The sequence below is a fragment of the Gynuella sunshinyii YC6258 genome (assembly GCF_000940805.1).
Taxonomy (GTDB): Bacteria; Pseudomonadota; Gammaproteobacteria; order Pseudomonadales; family Natronospirillaceae; genus Gynuella; species Gynuella sunshinyii.
In genome coordinates, this window is record NZ_CP007142.1 from 326803 (window position 1) to 345802 (window position 19000).

The following is a 19000-nucleotide window of genomic DNA, read 5'->3' on the forward strand; positions in this document are numbered from 1 at the left end:
TAGTTACTCCTTGGCAACACTCGTTTCAATAAAGCCGCCAAGTGCCTGATAACGCTGATAACGCTGACTATATAGCGCTGCTTTGTCGGCCCGTGGTTCGAACACACTTTCGGTCTTGCTGGCCAGAGTCTGCTGCGCCGTGGCCACATCCGGGAAAACCCCGGCCGCAACCGCGGCAAAAATGCCCGCTCCCAGAGCACAACATTGATCAGAGGCTTTGACTTCCAGCGGCTTGTTCATGACATCGGCACACAGCTGCATGATTTCTGCTGATTTTCTGGAAATACCACCAATCGCAATCACCCGGTTGATCGGCACATCCTGAGTCTCGAAACATTCATTGATGGCCCGCGCACCAAACGCTGTCGCCTCCACCACTGCGTGGAAAATGTCCACCGCATCGGACCCCAGATTCAACTGCGAAATGGCTGTGGTCAGCCGCTGGTTGGCGTGTGGCGTACGACGGCCGTTCACCCAGTCAGTGGCCAACGGCTGTTTCAGATTCAGTGGATAATCCGCCAACTGTTTTCCCAGCTCCGGCAGGATCCTGGCCTCGATACTCTCAATCAGCTGTGAATCCCCCAACAACGCCAGCGGCCAGGCTAACAGACGTTTGTACCAGGCATAGAAATCTCCGAAGGCAGACTGTCCAGCTTCAAGCCCCATCATACCGGGAATAACCGAACCATCCACCTGGCCACAGATGCCAGCAATGGCTTTATCACCAATGGCATCATGATCCACCACCATAATGTCGCAGGTGGAAGTGCCTATTACTTTAACCAGATCATTGGCCGTCACACCGGCTCCAACCGCACCCATATGACAGTCGAACGCTCCCACAGCAACCCGTACCGATTGCGGCAGGCCAAGCTGTTCGGCCCATTCCGCCGTCAGTTGCCCCACGGAAACATCACTGGTGTAGGAGTCCTGGCCGATACGATCAACAAAGCCACTCAACAACGGATCCACCGCGGTAAAGAACGCATCCTCAGGCAGTCCGCCCCAACGCTCATGCCATAAAATCTTATGTCCGGATGCACAGCGGGAGCGCTTCAATTGTGCCGGTGAGGTCGTACCGGTCAGCGTGGCGGGAATCCAGTCGCACATTTCCACGAAACTGTGAATATTGGCGGCAACTTCAGCATCCTCGCGGAGTACGTGCAGCAACTTGGCCCAATACCATTCAGACGAATAGGTACCACCCACGTATTGGGTATAGTCGATCGACCAGCTCTTGGCTTTGGAAGTCAACTGCTCAGCTTCTACAATCGCCGTATGATCTTTCCACAATACAAACATCGCATTGGGATTAGCTGCAAACTCATCTTTTAGTGCCAGAGCGGTACCATCATGATCAATGGCAATTGGTGTGGAACCGGTGGTATCCACACCGATACCCACTACGGTTTTCATCAGGTCTGCGCCGACAATCGGCTCTAAATCGGTAATACAACGAGTCAGGGCATTAAGGATATCGGCTGGGTGCTGACGGTACTGCTGGGCATCCGGCTGACAATATTTGCCCTGCTTCCAGTCTTGATATTCAGCGACACACGATGCGAGTTCAGTACCGGTTTCTGCATCAATCAGCAGAGAGCGTACCGAATCACTCCCGAAATCCACCCCAATTACTGTTTTTTGAGTCATTATTTTTGTTCCAGGATCAGGCTATAAAGGAGGACAACAATTATGCGGCCTGACATGGACTACATTGTGATAGAAAAAACTGCTGCGTATATTGACAGCAACGCTATTTTTTTTAAAAATCTCAGTTGCCTCATTTTTATATTTTCACATAAATATTTGATTTATAAGCATTTTATAGAAAATATAGAGCTGTGTGAGTATTAAGCGTTGTTTTGGAGTGTATTGAGGTTTAGCATCAATACATGGATATTTCTCCTGCCATAAATCAATAAAAATAAGACGTTTATGCTACATAAGTTTGATACCCGGGAACCGCAACTGGACCCACTGAAACCAGGCTACCCTTTCAATGCCCATCTGGTGGCCGGCTCTACGCCGATTCACAAAAATGGCGATCTGGACTTCTGGATTAATCGCCCGTCCGGTCTGAAAGGTTTTATTATAAACCTGACGGTTGCCGGTACCGGTCTGGTATTCCCCCGTACCGAAGATGAACGGCGGGTACATCCGGGCGACATGATGCTGCTGCCAACCGGCGTCAAGCACGACTACGGCCGCGCACCTGAAGTCGACCAGTGGTATCACCGCTGGATCTATTTCCGCCCCCGAGCGACCTGGAGTGAGTGGCTCAAGTGGGCCAACCTGATTGCCGGGGTCGGATTCCTCAGCATCGACTCAGATGTATCCCTGCAACGCATTGAAAGCCTGTTTGAAGATGTTGAAAAAGTCAGCCACTCCGAAACCATGTTATCGGAAGAGCTATCCTTTAATCTGCTCGAACAGATTCTGATCCGCTGCTGCGAACTCGATACCAACCGCCCTCAGTTTCCCATCGACAAACGTATTCATCAGGTCTGCCAATACATCCACGAGCATCTCGGTTCTGAACTCAGTATTACCGAATTATCGAAAATTGCCTGCATGTCTAATTCCCGCTTTTCACATCTGTTCAAACAACAGCTCGGTGTACCGGTACGACAATGGATCGAGGACCAGCGCGTCAGCCTGGCGCGACAACTGCTGATCACCACCAACCTGGCAGTCAATCAGGTATCGCGACATTTGGGTTATCAGGATGCTCTGTATTTCTCGCGGGTGTTCAAAAAGAAACTGGGCGTTAGCCCAAGAGAGTACCGGGAAGGGCATTTGTAAACTGAAGTACTTAACCCATGATGATAGAAGAGCTCCCCGCCAGCTGATGGCGGGGCAGATCGGTCGTTTCCAATTGATGGGGTATTTTCTTAGCAACTCTGTATCTTTTTAGGCTCGTGTGCCAGACAAAAAAGACACCATAAAAATACATTAAAAAAAGTTCACCCTCGCTTAATTCCCGCCGTTCACAGTGGATAGACTTTCTCAAATCGCTCAAGTACCAGTTCCGACGTTTCGGTAAATTCAGCACCAATCTCTTTGGCATATTGGGTGAAAAAATCAATATGGGCCTCACACCACCATTCGTAACTACCATCACCTTCGCCTTCGGCCTCTGCAAACTCCCTCGTCACTTCATTAAAAGGACAGGTGGATACTTCGGTCACCCTGATGATGCACACTGGTTCCTGAGCCCAGTTCAACACCACGGTAAGCCTGCCGACTTTTGGAAACGGTTCATTGGCTACATCGTATGCAGCTTTTAAACTGCACGATGCCCGCTTAATGCCCACATTCACCAAACGGGCACATTCATTGGCATTATATTCATCAGCACAAAAGTACTCCGCCAAAACCTGAGGGATACCGGCACGTTCGGTTTCCGTGAGTATGCTTAGATATTTATCAAGATAATCTTGCTGTTTGGAATTCATATATCTTTCCGGAACTCTTATCGGCGTCGATAATCAAAACAGATCGCGCATTGTTTAATGCGCCCTGACGGTTTAGCCCGAAATTTTGATTATCGCAATTATTATTTATATGAGATCAGTGAGGCTAATTTATCATCACAGAAAAAAATACTTCAGAAATCACATGGTCTTCTGGTTATTTTCTCGTAACTTGGTTTTGGATAGCTGACCGGAATATATCCTGCCTTATGAGTAAAGTTTTATTCGGTTCTCAGCAGAACTTTTGTTTGCCATGCTACTACAATAACGCTTTACCATTAAAATATCTCACATCAATACCCGACACCAGCTCTTCCTCGGCCATTCGAAAGTTTACCGCAATTCTGGGCTCCGGGTCCTCTTCGAAGGTCTGATAATGAGTAATGCAATCGCAATGGGCGCAACGCACAAACTCTACTTCTTTATCTCCCCAAACATACGTATCAACCCCATATTTTCCTATCGTCACTTTAACGACATTGGGATCATAGTAAGCCCATAAAGGACTGTATCTCCGGCATATAGAACAATTACAGGAAGTGATTTGCTTGGGGGCTTCAAGGGTAAAGTGGATGTTTTTGCAGTGACAGGTCAATTCCATCTTTATGATCCGAGTTTGGTATTGGTTTTTATATTAGCCCGGCGAACATTATTGATACCGGGCTGACAAGGACCAGCATACCAGCGATCCCTTTCCTAAGCTCGGAATTACAGCTTTAGGATGTTGGATTTAAATTCCGAAATGCAATAGTTGGCCGACAGTCGCAGTTCATATTTGAGTCTTGCGGCATGATTGTCCAGCAACTCATCGTAGGAAGGCGCACTATCATCTTTTTCCGGCACTCTTGAACAAAACCCTTCAGCGATCAGTTTTTTGGAATGACCATCGATTAATCGTAACTTCGCACTGTATATTACCCGGTAATTATCCCAATCTGTCGGAAAGTAAGTAAAACTCCAGTTGACGGTCTGCACATCAAGCAAATAATCCGAGGCAAACTCCGTTTGTGCCACTTTGGCAGAAGATAGCCCGGAAACCGTAATATCCTCATCCACGTTCACCTTCACTCCGTAAGTCTCAGACAGGCCTGCTGCCAGTGATTCAGCAATATAAATCGACGGATCTTCAACTTCGTTGTCTTTAATAATTTCATTCCCTGCGCTAATCACTGTTGCCGCACCGATAACTCCAAACATCGCTTTGTCGGCCGTCATGGCTCCGAAGTCAGGCAGGTCACGTTTTGCCATCACCAAAGTTTCGCCACTTAGCTTTTGAATGTTTGCTTCTGCAATAGGTACATTTTTTGTACTCACACAACCTGCCGTTAGAAAAACCAATAAGACCAGAGGCAATATCGTAATTTTCATTGATAAATTCCTACATCTATAATTGCTGAGTAATTTTTCAACAATGTATTGTTATATCTTCAAGCTTGTTTTTAATATGATATTTTTTGCCATATCATGGACAAAAACGACTCTTTATTTTTCGCGAACATCATGAAACCGAGCTTCCTGTTTGTCAATTGATGAATATCGAATTTTATTTCAATCATGGCGACATAGGTTTTATGAGATCAGGCTATTTCAGGTAGCATGCGAATCATCTGGGCACTACGATCAATAGGATTGAAACAGGGAAATTATTTTGATGCTCATATTAAGGAACCTCCTAAAAATGGCCTATTTTTCAGAGGTTCCTTAACAGGATTGACCATGTGAACAGTCTGCCAATGAGAAGAGTGATTTACTTTGTGGTTGATACGGACATAGTCTGACAATTAGCTATCCCGGAATATGCTTCTGCCTTAGGAACCATAGTTATATTTTTTGCCACAACTAATAAGATGATTTGCATCATTGCTCATGCACTTGTAAAAACCTTGTACCGAGCCTTTAGAATTTTGACACTCTGAAATAGATATTGTGCTTTTTATTCGCTTTAACGCAACGGTCACTTTTTTGTATTCATTTTCAGCCATGTAACCGCTATCAAAGTTCTTTTTTCCAACATTGATCATGGTATCTATATAGTCATTGGCATTCATAACCGCTTTTTTGCAGTTTAATTCTTTGGCATCACCGTGGTCTTTTAATATTTCGTCGGTGAGGGCGTCCACAAATTCTTTGGCCGCACCATTGAGTTTTTTTTGCGCTTCAGGCGACCCTGCTGGTGTACTGGTACTGGGAGGAGCATTTATGTGGATATTTTCTGCTTCAGCGTTTTTAGGCCTGATTGACCCATAATTCGTCACGCCATTTTCATCCACCCATTTATATACCGCTGCGTGTGAAGACAATGACACAAACAACAAAACCGCCACAATCACATTTCCATTCATACTAACTATCCAAATAAACTATCAGGTGGCCTTGAGTACAACGCTGTTTATCACAGATTTATTGAGGACCATTATATTGAGTTACAGAAACCGGATTCATAACGCTGCAATCATCAGGCTACAACCGGCTTGCGAATTTATACACTCGGATATTCGCTAATGCAATTACATATCTGGAAATTATCCGGACAATCAGAGGCATCTTATGACACTCGCGACTTAATGCTCTTTCCTAAACATATATCAATATCGACCAACCATAATAATGAGCGACCGTCTTCAAACATTGTTAGATAAGAGACATTTTTTGGTTAAGCTGATTTGGGTCATTATTTGGAGGATGTTTATTGCAGTGCCTGTTGACTGGAAAGGCAGTGAAATTCATGACGTATATTTAAAGAATTACCCGATCCTATTCAATAGCCAGCATTCGGAAACAACAACCACTGACAACGGTGTAAATTGCCCAATAAAAAGTGTCCTGCACAGTTGTCTGCCAACAGACTGGAATTTATTTTGGTAATCATAGCACTTAATATCAAAAATTATTGACTCACAAGTAAATGTTATTCGAGTGAATATAAACTCCCCATTGACCACCTTATGGCACAACTCAGTCATCACTGAAAAAATCCGTATCAATGGTTTTTATCTGATAGCTCTGCTTTACCGTCACCCCCAAATTATGCTGAATCATCAGCGTTGCCAATTGTTGGCCGTCGATAAGCACAACACTCAGATTTAATCCGGCCACAGCCTCGAGTGCACCGCGGGAAAATCGGGACGTGGTAATGAACACACCTTTGCGAGCGCCTCTCCGAGTTAAGGCACCGATGAACGCATCGATTTCGGGTCGCTGAACACTGGTTGCGGTATAACGTTTGGCCTGTAAATAGATAGTATCCAAACCAAGCAGGTCTTCATTGATAATGCCGTCAATGCCGCCATCTGCCGAATATTGGGTGGTCTGTCCGGACTCCCGGCTCCAGCCACCGTAACCCATGGCCTGCATCAGCTCCACCACCAGGCGTTCCAGAAACTGAGGCGATCTGCCGACAACCGTGTTCAACACGTCATCAATGAGCTCCTGGTTTATCTCCTGATAAGCCTGCTCCAGGCGTTCGGTCGGGTCAGTGTCGGTCTCATTATCAGCACCTCCGGATTGCTCCTGACCAGGTTTGGGCTTGCCGGAATGAAAATCGACAAATTCTGGAAACTGCTTGAGAAATTTCACGTTGATGCGGTCAGGGGACTGAATCAATGCTGTTTTGCCTCGCTCAGTGATCTGTATCTCACTGCGACCAGGAGCCGCGATCAGGCCTGCCTTGACCATATAGGTTCTTGCCCAGTAGACCCGGTTACGAACCACACTTTGTTTGCCTGAAGGCAGCTTTTCGGCGCGTTCTGCGTCTGTCAGGTGAAAATGACGACATACCTGCTCGAAGGCTTCGTTAAAGGTATACACCCGGCCATCGGTGAGTGTGTTCAACAACGGTCGCATACAGCTTTGAAAGTCTGGAATCATAGTCGGTCTCGCGGTATCAGGTAACCAGTGAGGTTTTTTGCAGGCATCTGGCAACAATAGGGAAATCCATGTTAATGCTCAAGCATAGATGCCGGAAAAACCGCCGGATTAGCAGCGTGAAGGCCAATAATCTGTTATTGGTCAGCGGTGTAGAAGCAGCATTGGGGTGTCAGAGTTTTGCTCCGTATATCAGATAGCAGACTTCATTATATCCACTTCGTAAGTAAGGCAATTATCCGTTTATTAAGCTGGAAAGCGATTAGAATTTTACCGTTTATGCGTTATCCTGACGTGAGGGTTATGTAGCGTGCTATAAAAACGTTAAGCCTGTGATAACGGACTTTATAAGGTAAATGAGCCTCCATATTCCCTGACTTGGAAGCGGGAACTTTATGGGATGAGCGAGCAATTCTTACGTTATTTTGAGTCAGCTACTTACATATTGTCACGTTTGGACATCATTACTTGCCTTGTTTGCAATTTTTTCTATGGTGTTCGCCCGAATTCTCCATTCATTCCAGCACATAATTTAGTCACTATACTGCAAAATAATAAGTAGCCATGCCGCTCAGGCTGTGTTTTATCACTCAATGAACATGTGCCATTGGCAGGGAAATTATCCATGTCAATCGGGCTTGTGGCCTTAATGACGCATAATTGATTTTTTATAAAAACGTCTGTTTTCGACAGACACGTACACACCAGAGGTTTCTTTTATGAGCACGTCCCGACCTTCAAAAGCGGTATGGTTTGTTACCGGGTCACAGCATCTCTATGGCCCTAAAGTTCTTGAGCAGGTTGCTGCCAACAGCGCCAGCATTGTTAATGACCTGAATGCGGCCGGGAATATATCCACACCCGTAGTTTATAAAGGCACGGTGAAAACCCCTGAAGAAATTCTGGGTGTATGCCTGGAAGCCAATTCTGATCCAAGTTGTCTTGGTCTGGTGTTGTGGATGCACACGTTCTCACCAGCCAAAATGTGGATTGCCGGCCTGAAAGCGTTGAACAAACCCTGGATGCACCTGCACACCCAATTCAATGATGCGCTGCCATGGAATGAAATCGATATGGATTTCATGAACCTGAACCAAAGTGCCCATGGCTGCCGCGAGTTCGGTTTCATCGGCACCCGTCTGCGCGAAGAACGCAAAATTGTTGTGGGCCACTGGAAAAACGCAGCAGTTCAGGCTCAGATCGACGATTGGGCCCGCGCTGCCAGAGGCTGGAACGAAGGCCAGAATCTGAAAGTTGCCCGTTTCGGCGATAATATGCGCCAGGTAGCCGTAACTGAAGGCAACAAGGTATCCGCACAAATCCAGTTTGGTTATGAAGTACATGCCTATGGTCTGGGCGATCTGTCTGAAGTCGTTAACAGCGTATCCGACAGCGATGTCGCCAATCAGCTGGATCTGTATGGCTCTGAATACGTCATTGCTCCTGAACTGTTGAAAGATGAGCATTCTCTGACCATGCTCAAAAACGAAGCCCGTCTGGAACTGGGTATGAAGAAGTTCCTCGAAGACGGCAACTTTGGTGCTTATACCAATACATTTGAAAACCTGACTGGACTGTCCGCTCTGCCTGGTCTGGCCACTCAGCGGCTGATGAGTCAGGGTTACGGATTCGGTGCCGAAGGCGACTGGAAAACAGCTGCTTTGTTGCGAATCATGAAAGTCATGTCTGAAGGCCGCAGCGGTGGTAACTCCTTTATGGAAGATTACACCTATAACTTCGGTGCCAAAGATCAGGCTCTGGGCGCACACATGCTGGAAGTCTGCCCATCGATTGCAGCAGAAAAACCACGCATCGAAGTACAGCGCCATACCATTGGTTGTAAAGCGGATATCGCCCGTTTGATCTTCAGTGCCAAGGCCGGTCCGGCCATTAACGTATCGCCGATCGATCTGGGCAACCGCTTCCGTATTCTGGTGAATGTGGTCGATACCGTTACACCACCACAGGAATTGCCAAAACTGCCGGTGGCCCATGCGTTGTGGGAACCAAGACCGAATCTGTCTGTGGCGGCAGCTGCGTGGATTATCGCCGGTGGCGCACACCATACGGTATACAGCCAGAACCTGACGGTTGACAACATCGCGGATTATGCCGAGATGGCCGGTGTTGAGATGGTGGTGATTGATGAAAACACCAACATTCGCGAGTTCAAAAACGAACTTCGCCAGAACGCTGCGTATTATCACCTGTCACAAGGCTTGTAAGTAGTTTCTTACTCCTCCGGGAAACCTGGGGGCCTCTGAAAAATAAGCCATTTTTCTGAGGCTCCTGAACGTTTTCCCTTTCAAAGCGGGCACCTTGCTCGCTTTTTTTTGTACCCGGAATTATTCTCAGTCGCCATGGTTTCGGTCTGGCCGTGTCTTTCCTTTCGCTCTTATCACGCCGGCCCGGTTTCACTGACCATAACACTCATGTTTCAGATGCTCGTGTAAGGAGCTGGTCGTTGGATATTTCGTACTTTCATTTTTTTCTGGTCGCCATTCCGGTGGTGCTGATCGTGGGCATTTCCAAAGCCGGTTTCGGCGGCGGGCTCGGGGTCGTCGGCGTGCCGGCGATGACCTTGATCATGGGGCCTGTAGAGGCAGCCGCAATTTTACTACCGGTGCTGTGTTTTATGGATCTGTTTGGGGTACAGAAGTTCTGGCGACAATGGAATGTTCCCGCTGCGAGACTGCTGATTCCTTCCGCCATGGCGGGCATTGCACTGGGTACACTGACCTTCGCTTATATGAATGAACATGTTCTGAAACTGATTCTGGGGATTCTGAGCCTGGCATTTGTGGCCAATACCCTGCGCAAACCCACCCAAAGCGGCAGACAAGGCTCTGCCATCGCCGGACGTTTCTGGGGAACGGTTACGGGCTATACCAGCTTTGTGGCCCACGCCGGTGGACCGCCGGTGAATATGTATCTGTTACCGCTGAGACTGCCAAAAACCGAATATGTGGCAACCACGGTGCTGTTCTTTGCGGTGGTGAATTACGTCAAACTGATTCCCTATTATTTTCTGGATCAGCTCTACACCGAACACTTATTTAAATCTCTGATCTTGCTGCCGTTTGCATACCTTGGCGTAATTCTGGGTGTGTTTTTGCATACCAGAGTATCCGACAAAGTCTTTTATCAACTGTGCTATGCCTTCCTGGCGGTCGTGGGAATAAAGCTGATATATGACGGTGTAACCGGGTTTTAGTCCTGCCTTCGGCTCGTGGTTTCATGGGCCGGCCATCGGTCCTCGACTACCGATCTGCCGTTCTTTCAAAGCTGATTCCGTTTTTTCATTGCTTTTTGCATACAAATTGTATTCAAATTGACTTTAAATCATTCAAAGCACCTGCTGGTCTGCCATGACCCAAACCCAGCTTCTGACAAGCGGATCCGACTGATGACTCATCAACACAAGCACTCTCCCAAATGGTCCTTCTGGGTTGATCGCGGCGGTACTTTTACTGACATCGTTGCCCGCCAACCGAATGGTGAGTTGGTGACCTGCAAACTGCTGTCAGAAAATCCCCATCAGTACGACGATGCCGTCATTCAAGGTATTCGTACCCTGATGCAGCTGGAAGCGGATGACGAGATTCCGACCACGCTGATTGAAGAAGTCAAAATGGGCACCACCGTGGCCACCAATGCATTGCTCGAACACAAAGGCGAAGATACGCTGCTGATTACCACCAAAGGCTTTGCTGATGTACTGCGCATCGGTTACCAGACCCGCCCGGATCTGTTTGCCATCGATATCAAACTACCGGAGATGATCTATCGCCAGGTGCTGGAGGTGGATGAACGGGTGTCGGCACAGGGTGAAGTACTCATATCGCCAGACCCGGTTCGCATTCAGGCTGATCTGCGACACGCCTGGGATCAGGGCCTCCGCTCATGTGCGATTGTGCTGATGCACAGCTATCAGTTTTCCGATCACGAAGAACTGGTTGCCAGGCTTGCAGCAGCCGTCGGCTTTGAACAGATTTCCGTCAGCTCACGCCTCAGCCCGCTGATGAAAATTGTCAGCCGCGGAGACACGACCGTAGCGGATGCTTATTTGTCGCCGATTCTGCGTCGATATGTCGATAAAGTAGCGGCAAAACTCGGGAATTTTGCCGACCAGCCAGGGCGGCTGATGTTCATGCAGTCCAATGGCGGACTGACCGATGCCCGCATTTTTAATGGCAAAGACGCGATTTTGTCCGGGCCGGCCGGTGGAGTGGTGGGTATGGTTCAGACTGCGGCAACTGCGGGTTTTGATCGGCTGATCGGTTTTGATATGGGCGGCACCTCCACCGATGTCTGTCATTATCAGGGCGAATACGAGCGCAGCTTTGAGACCGAAGTAGCGGGTTTTCGGCTACAAACGCCGATGATGTCCATTCATACTGTCGCCGCTGGTGGCGGTTCCATTTTAACGTTCGATGGCAGTCGTTTACGGGTAGGGCCCGATTCTGCGGGAGCCTTTCCCGGTCCGGCCTGCTATCGCAATGGTGGTCCGCTGACCGTAACCGATTGCAACGTAATGCTGGGCAAATTGCAGCCGTCTTACTTTCCCAAGGTGTTTGGCCCGCATGGCAATGAATCCATCGACGCTTCCATCGTAATGGAAAAATTCCAGCAGCTCAGCGACGACATCAACCGTCAAACCGGCAGCCATATGACACCACAACAGGTGGCAGAAGGCTTTCTGACCATCGCGGTGGAAAACATGGCCAATGCCATCAAACATATTTCCACCCAGCGCGGTTACGATGTTCAACATTACACCCTGTGCTGCTTTGGTGGTGCCGGAGGTCAACACGCCTGTCTGGTCGCTGACGCACTCGGCATGAAGCGGGTGTTCCTGCACCCTTATTCCGGAGTACTGTCGGCCTTTGGCATGGGCCTCGCTGATATTCGGGAGATTAACGAGCAATCGGTTGAACAGCCACTGACACCGGAGACACTGGAACAGTTACAAAAGGTCGTGGTAACACTGGCCCGACAAGGCCGGGAGAAACTGCACCAACAGCGGGTCGAAGAACCCAATATCACCACCATCACCCGGCTGCATCTGAAGTACGCCGGTTCAGACACCAGTTTGTTGGTTCCCTACGGGGATCTGCCGACCATTCGCCAGACATTCGAACATGAACACCAGCAGCGCTTTGGTTTTATCGCCAGAGACAAAGCCCTGATTATCGAGGCGATACAGGTGGAAAGCATTGGCGGTGGAAGCCCGGCGGTGACTCATATCCCCCAGATAACCAACGCCCCATCGGCCAATCAGCCACAACCCCAAAACCATACCGTGACGACCGGTGGAAACACCGCTCAGGCACCATTTTATCTGCGCGAACAGTTGTCTGCCGGTATCGCCATCAAAGGACCGGCGGTGATCATCGAAGCCAATAGCACCATCGTCATCGAACCGGGCTGGCAAGGCTGTCTCAGTGATCACAATGATGTGATTCTGGAACGGATGGAAGCCCTGCCGGCGCGAGTATCCATCGGCACTGATGCCGATCCAGTCATGCTGGAAATCTTTAACAATCTGTACATGCACGTTGCCGAACAGATGGGACTGGTACTGCAAAACACAGCGGTCTCGGTCAATATCAAGGAGCGTCTCGATTTTTCCTGTGCCATCTTTGATCAGGATGGCGAGCTGGTGGCCAATGCTCCGCATGTGCCGGTGCATCTGGGCTCCATGAGCCACAGCATCAAAACGGTGATCGAGAACAACCGTGGTCAGATTCATCCAGGCGATGTGTTCATGCTGAATGACCCCTATCACGGTGGCACCCATCTGCCTGATATCACCGTTATCAAACCTGTCTTCGACGACACACTGACCAACATCTGTTTTTATGTCGCGGCGCGGGGTCATCATGCCGATGTCGGTGGTATTACACCCGGATCGATGCCTTCGGATTCCACCCATATCGAACAGGAAGGCATTCTGCTTGATAACATCCGCATCGTTGCTGGTGGTGAATTTCAGGAACAGACCGTCAGAGGCTTATTGCTTGGTCACCGATACCCGGTACGCAATATCGACTACAACATCGCCGACCTGCGTGCTCAGATTGCCGCCTGCGAGTCCGGCACTCATACCTTGCAGGGTATTGTTCGCCAGTACGGCCTTGATGTGGTGCAGGCTTACATGAAGCATGTGCAGGAAAATGCCGAGGAATGCGTTCGCCGGGTGATTGATGTGCTGGCGGACAGTGAATTCAGCTGCACCATGGATGACGGCAGCGAAATACATGTGGCCATCCGGGTTGATCGACAGAACCGGGCAGCGCACATTGACTTCGGCGGGACCAGCCCACAACACCCGCAAAACTATAACGCCCCTTTGGCTGTCACCCATGCTGCGGTGTTATATACGTTTCGCTGCCTGGTAAACGATCAGATTCCACTCAATGGCGGCTGCCTGCGGCCTTTGCACATTAGCGTACCCACCGGCAGTATGCTGAATCCACAGTTTCCGGCTGCCGTGGTGGCCGGTAATGTGGAAGTCTCGCAGGCGGTGGTGGATGCCCTGTTTGGTGCGCTGGACATTGCAGCAGCCTCTCAGGGAACGATGAACAATGTCACCTGGGGTAACGAACGTTATCAGTATTACGAAACCCTCTGTGGCGGCAGTGGTGCCAGCCTTCGCCAGGCTGGTGCCAGTGCTGTACATACCCATATGACCAATTCCCGGCTGACTGATCCGGAGGTGCTCGAATGGCGCTTTCCGGTACGCCTGGAGGAGTTTTGCATTCGCCATCATTCCGGTGGCTCCGGTCACCATCGTGGCGGAGATGGCGTGATCCGGAAAACCCGTTTTCTGGAAACCATGGATGTGAGCATCCTGTCCAATCGACGTGAAATTCCCCCCTATGGACTGGCCGGAGGCGAACCCGGCCAGGTAGGTCATAACACTGTTGTCAGAACCGACGGTCAGCAGTTGGAGCTTGGCGCCAAAGCCAGTGCCCGGTTGCAAAGCGGCGACATTCTCATCATAGCCACCCCCGGTGGTGGCGGTTTTGGTCAACCCTGAAGCGAGCATTTCCATGGCAAAAACCTCTATTGTTTCTTCCAGTCATCTGAGCGAAAACGCCAGCGAACTCAGTGAATTCGAGTATGCGCTGACCATGGCCCAAAACGCATTCTCGCGCTGGCTGATTCACTGCATGGCCGCAGCCGGCAACAAGGAACTCAGTCCCATCGATATTCTGATTCTGCATAATGTGCATCATCGTCAACGGCCCAAACGGATTGCGGATATCTGCTTCGTGTTAAACATCGACGACACCCATACGGTGTCTTACTCCCTGCGTAAACTGGGGAAATTCGGTCTGATTGAAAGCCAGAAGATTGGCAAGGAAACTTTTTATCACTGCACTGAAACCGGGGCCGGGCTGTGCCTGAACTACCGCGATATCCGCCAGGACTGCCTGCTGGATTCGCTGTCCACTCTGGGAGTCAACCGGGAGGAGCTTGGCAAGATGGCCCAACTGCTGCGTACCATGTCCGGAGTCTACGACCAGGCCGCCCGGGCGGCGGCATCTTTTTAAACGGAGGCAGCCCTGTGGCGACTCAGAACAGCAGTGAATTTCAGTCCGGCGGAGACTATGACACCCAATATCAACACCCGTTTGATGAGGAAATTCAATTCCTGACCAGGCTGGCCCGACAGCATCATGTTCGTCATGTACTGGATGTCTGTTGTGGTACTGGCATTACTGAAATAATGCAATTATGCCATCGTCGACTGCTTTTCTGACTGGTGTGGCAGGCCATGACAAACTGGTCATGGTTGCCCAAACCCAGTCACCTTTATGAACTTCATCTCAGACTCGGAGCACTTTTATGTGGAATCAACGTTTTGACGCCGACCATTACATCTACGGTACAGAACCCAACGATTTTTTGCGCCATCACTTTCAGACGATACCCAAGGGTAATGTGCTGTGTCTGGCGGAGGGCGAAGGCCGCAATGCGGTTTTTCTGGCTCAGCAGGGCTATCAGGTGACGGCAGTGGACAGCTCGGATGTCGGTTTGGAAAAAGCCCAACGCCTGGCCAAAGAGCGCAATGTCAGTATTACCACCATTCATGCGGATCTGGCCGATTTCGATCTGGGCACCGCACAATGGGATGGCATCGTGTCCATTTTCGGTCATCTGCCGTCACAACTGCGCGCCAAGGTCTATCAACAGGTTGTCAACGCTTTGAAACCTGATGGTGTTTTACTGCTTGAAGGGTATGCAGTGGCACAACTGAATTATCAGACCGGCGGTCCAAAAGACGAGGACATGCTGTTATCGATCAACGCACTGCAGCAGGAGCTGCACGGGTTAAACTTCTCTCATCTGGCAGAAGTGGAACGGGAGGTGCTGGAAGGCACATTGCATACCGGAACCGCAGCGGTTATCCAGGTAATCGCTAACCGGCCAGTCACAAACTGAGGAAACAACAGCAATGACTCTGACCTGTACCTGCCACTGTGGCAATGTGGAAATCACCCTTCCGCAACTTCCTGAAACGGCTGTCAGCTGCAACTGCTCGATATGCCGGCGACTGGGTACCTGGTGGACCAAGTACGAAAAGGCAGACGTCAGCATTGTTTTCAACCAACAGCCCAGTGTCGGTTATATCTGGGGAGACCGCTGCATTGAGTTTCAACACTGTCCGATCTGCGCCTGCGTAACGCACTACACCGGTACCAGCAATTATCCCAGCACACAGGTCGCTATCAACGTCCGGTTGCTGTCTCTGTCTGAACAACAGAACATCCACATCCGGCATTTTGATGGTGCCGACAGCTGGACCTTCCTGGACGAATGACCCGACAATTGTCAGTCTTCGCCAGGTCCGGTGTGCCATTGCCATAAACCTAACGCACACAGCAGGCAGGCCACACTCAACAGCAATGACCATTTCAGCAACACCGCGATACCGGAATGGCTGCTGATCAGCCCGAATAACAGTGGTGCCAGTGCTGCCAGGATGAAACCGGGTGCCAGTAGTCCTCCACTGATACGGCCATAACCGGATACATCAAACAATAACAGCGGCAGGGTGCCACGAACGATGGTCAGCAACCCGATGGCCATACCGAAGGTAATCACCCAGGCCATCAACGCCCAGGTGCTGATACTGATATAACAAACCAGCATAAACCCTGCTGTCAGACCACCAGTTGCCAGCAATGCAGACTGTAGCGGATTAGCCGCTGTTCCGGCAAACTCACTGAGCAGCCGTGCCGCGGTCTGACTGACTCCTCTGAGCGCCGCCAGCCAGACCGCCAGTTCCGGCGACACCCCCAGTCCGCTCAAAATAATAATCATGTAGATCGACATACCATTACTCAGAAAGGCACTCAACATCGTCATTACAGCAAACAGCACAGCATTCCATGACAGTTTCATCGCCCTGGTATTTGTCTCGGTCGTTGATTCAGCGTTTCTCTGGTTATCAGACATACGGCTGAACAGCGGCAGCAGACAGATCGCCAGCAGGGCATATACAACGACCGTATGACGCCAGCCCAGCCATGACAGCAGAGCATGGCCCAACGGCCAGAATACCGTTGAAGCCAGACCGCCAATCAGGGTGATACGGGCAATGGCTGTGGATGTAGCAATACCTGACATGCGAACCACCGTAGCAAACGCAGCTTCATATAACGTCATCCGCATGGCGAGACCCAACAATGCCCAGCAACCATAATATTGATAGAGATTCCGGCAACCACTCAGACATAACAGTCCAAATGCCAGCAACAGTACCCCAGACGTCATAATCCTGCGGCCACCGTGCTGATCAATCAGTCTGCCGATCGGCAGAGATACGATGCCCATAACGAGCAGTGCCACTGAGGAGCCGGCATAAATTTGGTTACTGCTCACTGCCAGCTCTGCGGCCATAGCCGGTCCCAGCACCGCCGGCAGGTAAAAGGAGATGCCCCAGCAGACCAGCTGGATCAATCCCAAAGTCAGAACCAGACGATGCGGTGTACTAGGACCTGCCCGGTACATCGCTGTCTGCCGATCCGAGCGGCCGCTGCATCAGAATGGAATCCAGCCAGTGCTCTCCCTTCCAGCCAACACCCGGCAAACGGCCGACATGTGCGAAACCGAGACGAGTATGCAGCTTCAGACTGGCGGTATTGTCAGGGTCACCAATGATCGCCACCATCTGCCGAAAGCCAAGATGAGTACATTCATCAATTACCGCGCTCAATAACTGATGTCCGATCCCACGACCAGTGTATTCGGGATGAATGTAAACCGAATCTTCCACCGTATAGCGGTAGCCAGGACGGGTACGATAAGGCCCGGCATAGGCAAATCCGGCGATAGTCGAGGATACCTCAGCCACCAGATAGGGATAGCCCGGTTGTACAATGGCCTGATAGCGCTGCAACATCGCCTCTGTTGTGGGCGGTACGTATTCGTAATTGGAAAGGCTGTTCAGCACGCCATGGGAATAGATGGCCGTTATGGCATCAATATCGGAAGCAAGACAGGGTCTTAGAACAGCAGCCGGAGAGGGGTTAATCATCATTCTGATCACTCACAGTGGAAGGATTCAGATACCCTAACCTATGACCAGGCATTAAAAAATAATATGCTTCTTATACAAAACATAAGAATTTCTTATCATGCATACACTCAATCTGGCCCAACTCTCAACGTTTATCAAGGTAACCGAGCTCGGCAGTTTTTCTGCTGCCGCAGACTACCTGGACCTCAGCCAACCAGCCGTCAGTCTGCAGATACGGCAATTGGAACAGCTGCTGGGTGTACGATTGCTGGAACGGGTGGGACGTAAAGTCAGTGCGACAGCTGCCGGAGAAGAGTTGTTGCGTCACGCCTATCAGATACAGCAGCAGGTGGATATTGCCTGGCAATCGTTGTCTCCTCATCAGCATGGCAGTGTTGGCCGCCTGCGCATCGGCACCGGTGCCACTGCTTGCATCTATCTGCTTCCGCCACTGCTACAACAGCTCAAACAACATATGCCCGGACTGGATATTACCGTGCAGACCGGTAACAGCTCTGACATTCTCAAACGGCTGGAAAACAATGTACTCGATCTGGCTCTGGTGACGATGCCTGTCAACGGTCGGGCTTTCGCTTGGAAGGAGATCTGCTGCGACGAGTTTGTGGCGGTCTATCCGGAATCACAACACCACCCTGATCAAACGTTCACCGCCGAATCTCTGGCAGAGATGCCATTACTGCTATACGAAGCTGGAGGCAACACCCGCAATATTATCGATCAATGGTTCACTCAGGCCGGACAAGTGGTCAAACCCATAATGGAGCTGGGCAGTGTTGAAGCGATCAAGCGCCTGACCGCCGCTGGGCTGGGTTGGTCCATCCTGCCGCACCTTGCTGTCCAGGATGCGACACGGTCCGATGGCCTGAAAATACACCCCCTCAATCCAAGACTGGAGCGTACACTGGCACTGGCCATGCGCCAGGACAAGCCAGTCAGTAAAGGCATGCGCTGTTTGATTGGACTGCTTCGACAGAAAGACAATCAACACTCATAGGACACTTATTTCGTCTCCGAATTATCTGCTTGTTCCTTTACTATACAATCATTACTATGACGTAGTATTGGAGCAATCTTTCACCCGATTCTGTGTAAGACAGAGTCATAAAACTGG

General features: G+C 49.9%; 17 protein-coding genes. 9 read left to right on the forward strand and 8 right to left on the reverse strand.

All coding sequences use genetic code 11. From position 1 onward, the window contains the following. Positions 1 to 3: 3 nt before the first annotated feature. Positions 4 to 1650, reverse strand: a complete 1647-nt coding sequence (locus YC6258_RS01535; RefSeq protein WP_044615483.1) for a ribulokinase — start codon at positions 1648 to 1650, stop codon at positions 4 to 6. Between the two features lie 285 nt (positions 1651 to 1935). Here YC6258_RS01535 and araC point away from each other — a divergent pair, with 285 nt between their 5' ends. Beyond that, entirely contained in the window at positions 1936 to 2802 is an 867-nt protein-coding gene (araC, locus tag YC6258_RS01540; RefSeq protein WP_044615484.1) for an arabinose operon transcriptional regulator AraC, read from the forward strand. 185 nt (positions 2803 to 2987) lie between these two features. On the opposite strand, the gene YC6258_RS01545 is transcribed toward araC, so the two are convergent. The 5 genes from YC6258_RS01545 to YC6258_RS01565 all read right to left on the reverse strand — a co-directional run bounded on the left by YC6258_RS01545 (position 2988) and on the right by YC6258_RS01565 (position 7340). Then, a complete protein-coding gene (locus YC6258_RS01545) occupies positions 2988 to 3455 on the reverse strand; it encodes an ASCH domain-containing protein (protein ID WP_044615485.1) in 468 nt (155 codons plus the stop codon). 277 nt (positions 3456 to 3732) lie between these two features. Continuing rightward, the gene (locus YC6258_RS01550) at positions 3733 to 4074 is read right to left on the reverse strand and encodes a GFA family protein (protein WP_044615486.1); all 342 of its coding nucleotides are present in this window, start codon (positions 4072 to 4074) and stop codon (positions 3733 to 3735) included. A gap of 107 nt (positions 4075 to 4181) precedes the next feature. Beyond that, the gene (locus tag YC6258_RS01555) at positions 4182 to 4841 is read right to left on the reverse strand and encodes a hypothetical protein (RefSeq protein ID WP_052829991.1); all 660 of its coding nucleotides are present in this window, start codon (positions 4839 to 4841) and stop codon (positions 4182 to 4184) included. A 440-nt stretch (positions 4842 to 5281) separates the two neighbouring features. Further along, positions 5282 to 5815 carry a DUF4124 domain-containing protein gene (locus YC6258_RS01560; protein ID WP_044615487.1) on the reverse strand — a complete coding sequence of 178 codons (534 nt, stop codon included), beginning with the start codon at positions 5813 to 5815 and terminating at the stop codon, positions 5282 to 5284. A 613-nt stretch (positions 5816 to 6428) separates the two neighbouring features. Continuing rightward, on the reverse strand, positions 6429 to 7340 hold the full coding sequence (locus YC6258_RS01565) for a restriction endonuclease (RefSeq protein WP_044619643.1): 912 nt from the start codon (positions 7338 to 7340) through the stop codon (positions 6429 to 6431). A gap of 716 nt (positions 7341 to 8056) precedes the next feature. Between YC6258_RS01565 and araA the strand changes: the two genes are divergently transcribed. The 7 genes from araA (at position 8057) to YC6258_RS01600 (ending at position 16167) form a co-directional block, all read left to right on the forward strand. After that, positions 8057 to 9562: an L-arabinose isomerase gene (gene araA / locus YC6258_RS01570; RefSeq protein ID WP_044615488.1), complete on the forward strand. Its 1506-nt coding sequence runs from the start codon at positions 8057 to 8059 to the stop codon at positions 9560 to 9562. Positions 9563 to 9801: 239 nt separating this feature from the next. Further along, positions 9802 to 10551 (forward strand): sulfite exporter TauE/SafE family protein, encoded by a 750-nt coding sequence (locus tag YC6258_RS01575; protein WP_044615489.1) that lies wholly within the window; start codon positions 9802 to 9804, stop codon positions 10549 to 10551. A gap of 192 nt (positions 10552 to 10743) precedes the next feature. Next, a complete protein-coding gene (locus tag YC6258_RS01580; protein WP_044615490.1) occupies positions 10744 to 14379 on the forward strand; it encodes a hydantoinase B/oxoprolinase family protein in 3636 nt (1211 codons plus the stop codon). 13 nt (positions 14380 to 14392) lie between these two features. Then, positions 14393 to 14896, forward strand: coding sequence for a winged helix DNA-binding protein (locus YC6258_RS01585; protein ID WP_211264608.1), 504 nt, complete (start codon positions 14393 to 14395; stop codon positions 14894 to 14896). Between the two features lie 14 nt (positions 14897 to 14910). Next, positions 14911 to 15105: a hypothetical protein gene (locus YC6258_RS01590; protein WP_044615491.1), complete on the forward strand. Its 195-nt coding sequence runs from the start codon at positions 14911 to 14913 to the stop codon at positions 15103 to 15105. An 86-nt stretch (positions 15106 to 15191) separates the two neighbouring features. Further along, positions 15192 to 15788, forward strand: coding sequence for a class I SAM-dependent methyltransferase (locus YC6258_RS01595; protein ID WP_044615492.1), 597 nt, complete (start codon positions 15192 to 15194; stop codon positions 15786 to 15788). Positions 15789 to 15801: 13 nt separating this feature from the next. After that, positions 15802 to 16167 carry a GFA family protein gene (locus tag YC6258_RS01600; RefSeq protein WP_044615493.1) on the forward strand — a complete coding sequence of 122 codons (366 nt, stop codon included), beginning with the start codon at positions 15802 to 15804 and terminating at the stop codon, positions 16165 to 16167. A gap of 11 nt (positions 16168 to 16178) precedes the next feature. Here YC6258_RS01600 and YC6258_RS01605 read toward each other — a convergent pair whose 3' ends face one another. Then, entirely contained in the window at positions 16179 to 17360 is a 1182-nt protein-coding gene (locus YC6258_RS01605) for an MFS transporter (RefSeq protein ID WP_044615494.1), read from the reverse strand. Beyond that, positions 17341 to 17889, reverse strand: a complete 549-nt coding sequence (locus YC6258_RS01610; protein WP_044615495.1) for a GNAT family N-acetyltransferase — start codon at positions 17887 to 17889, stop codon at positions 17341 to 17343. The genes YC6258_RS01605 and YC6258_RS01610 overlap by 20 nt, the downstream gene beginning before the upstream one ends. A 97-nt stretch (positions 17890 to 17986) precedes the next feature. Between YC6258_RS01610 and YC6258_RS01615 the strand changes: the two genes are divergently transcribed. Next, on the forward strand, positions 17987 to 18883 hold the full coding sequence (locus tag YC6258_RS01615) for a LysR family transcriptional regulator (RefSeq protein ID WP_044615496.1): 897 nt from the start codon (positions 17987 to 17989) through the stop codon (positions 18881 to 18883). Positions 18884 to 19000 lie beyond the last annotated feature (117 nt).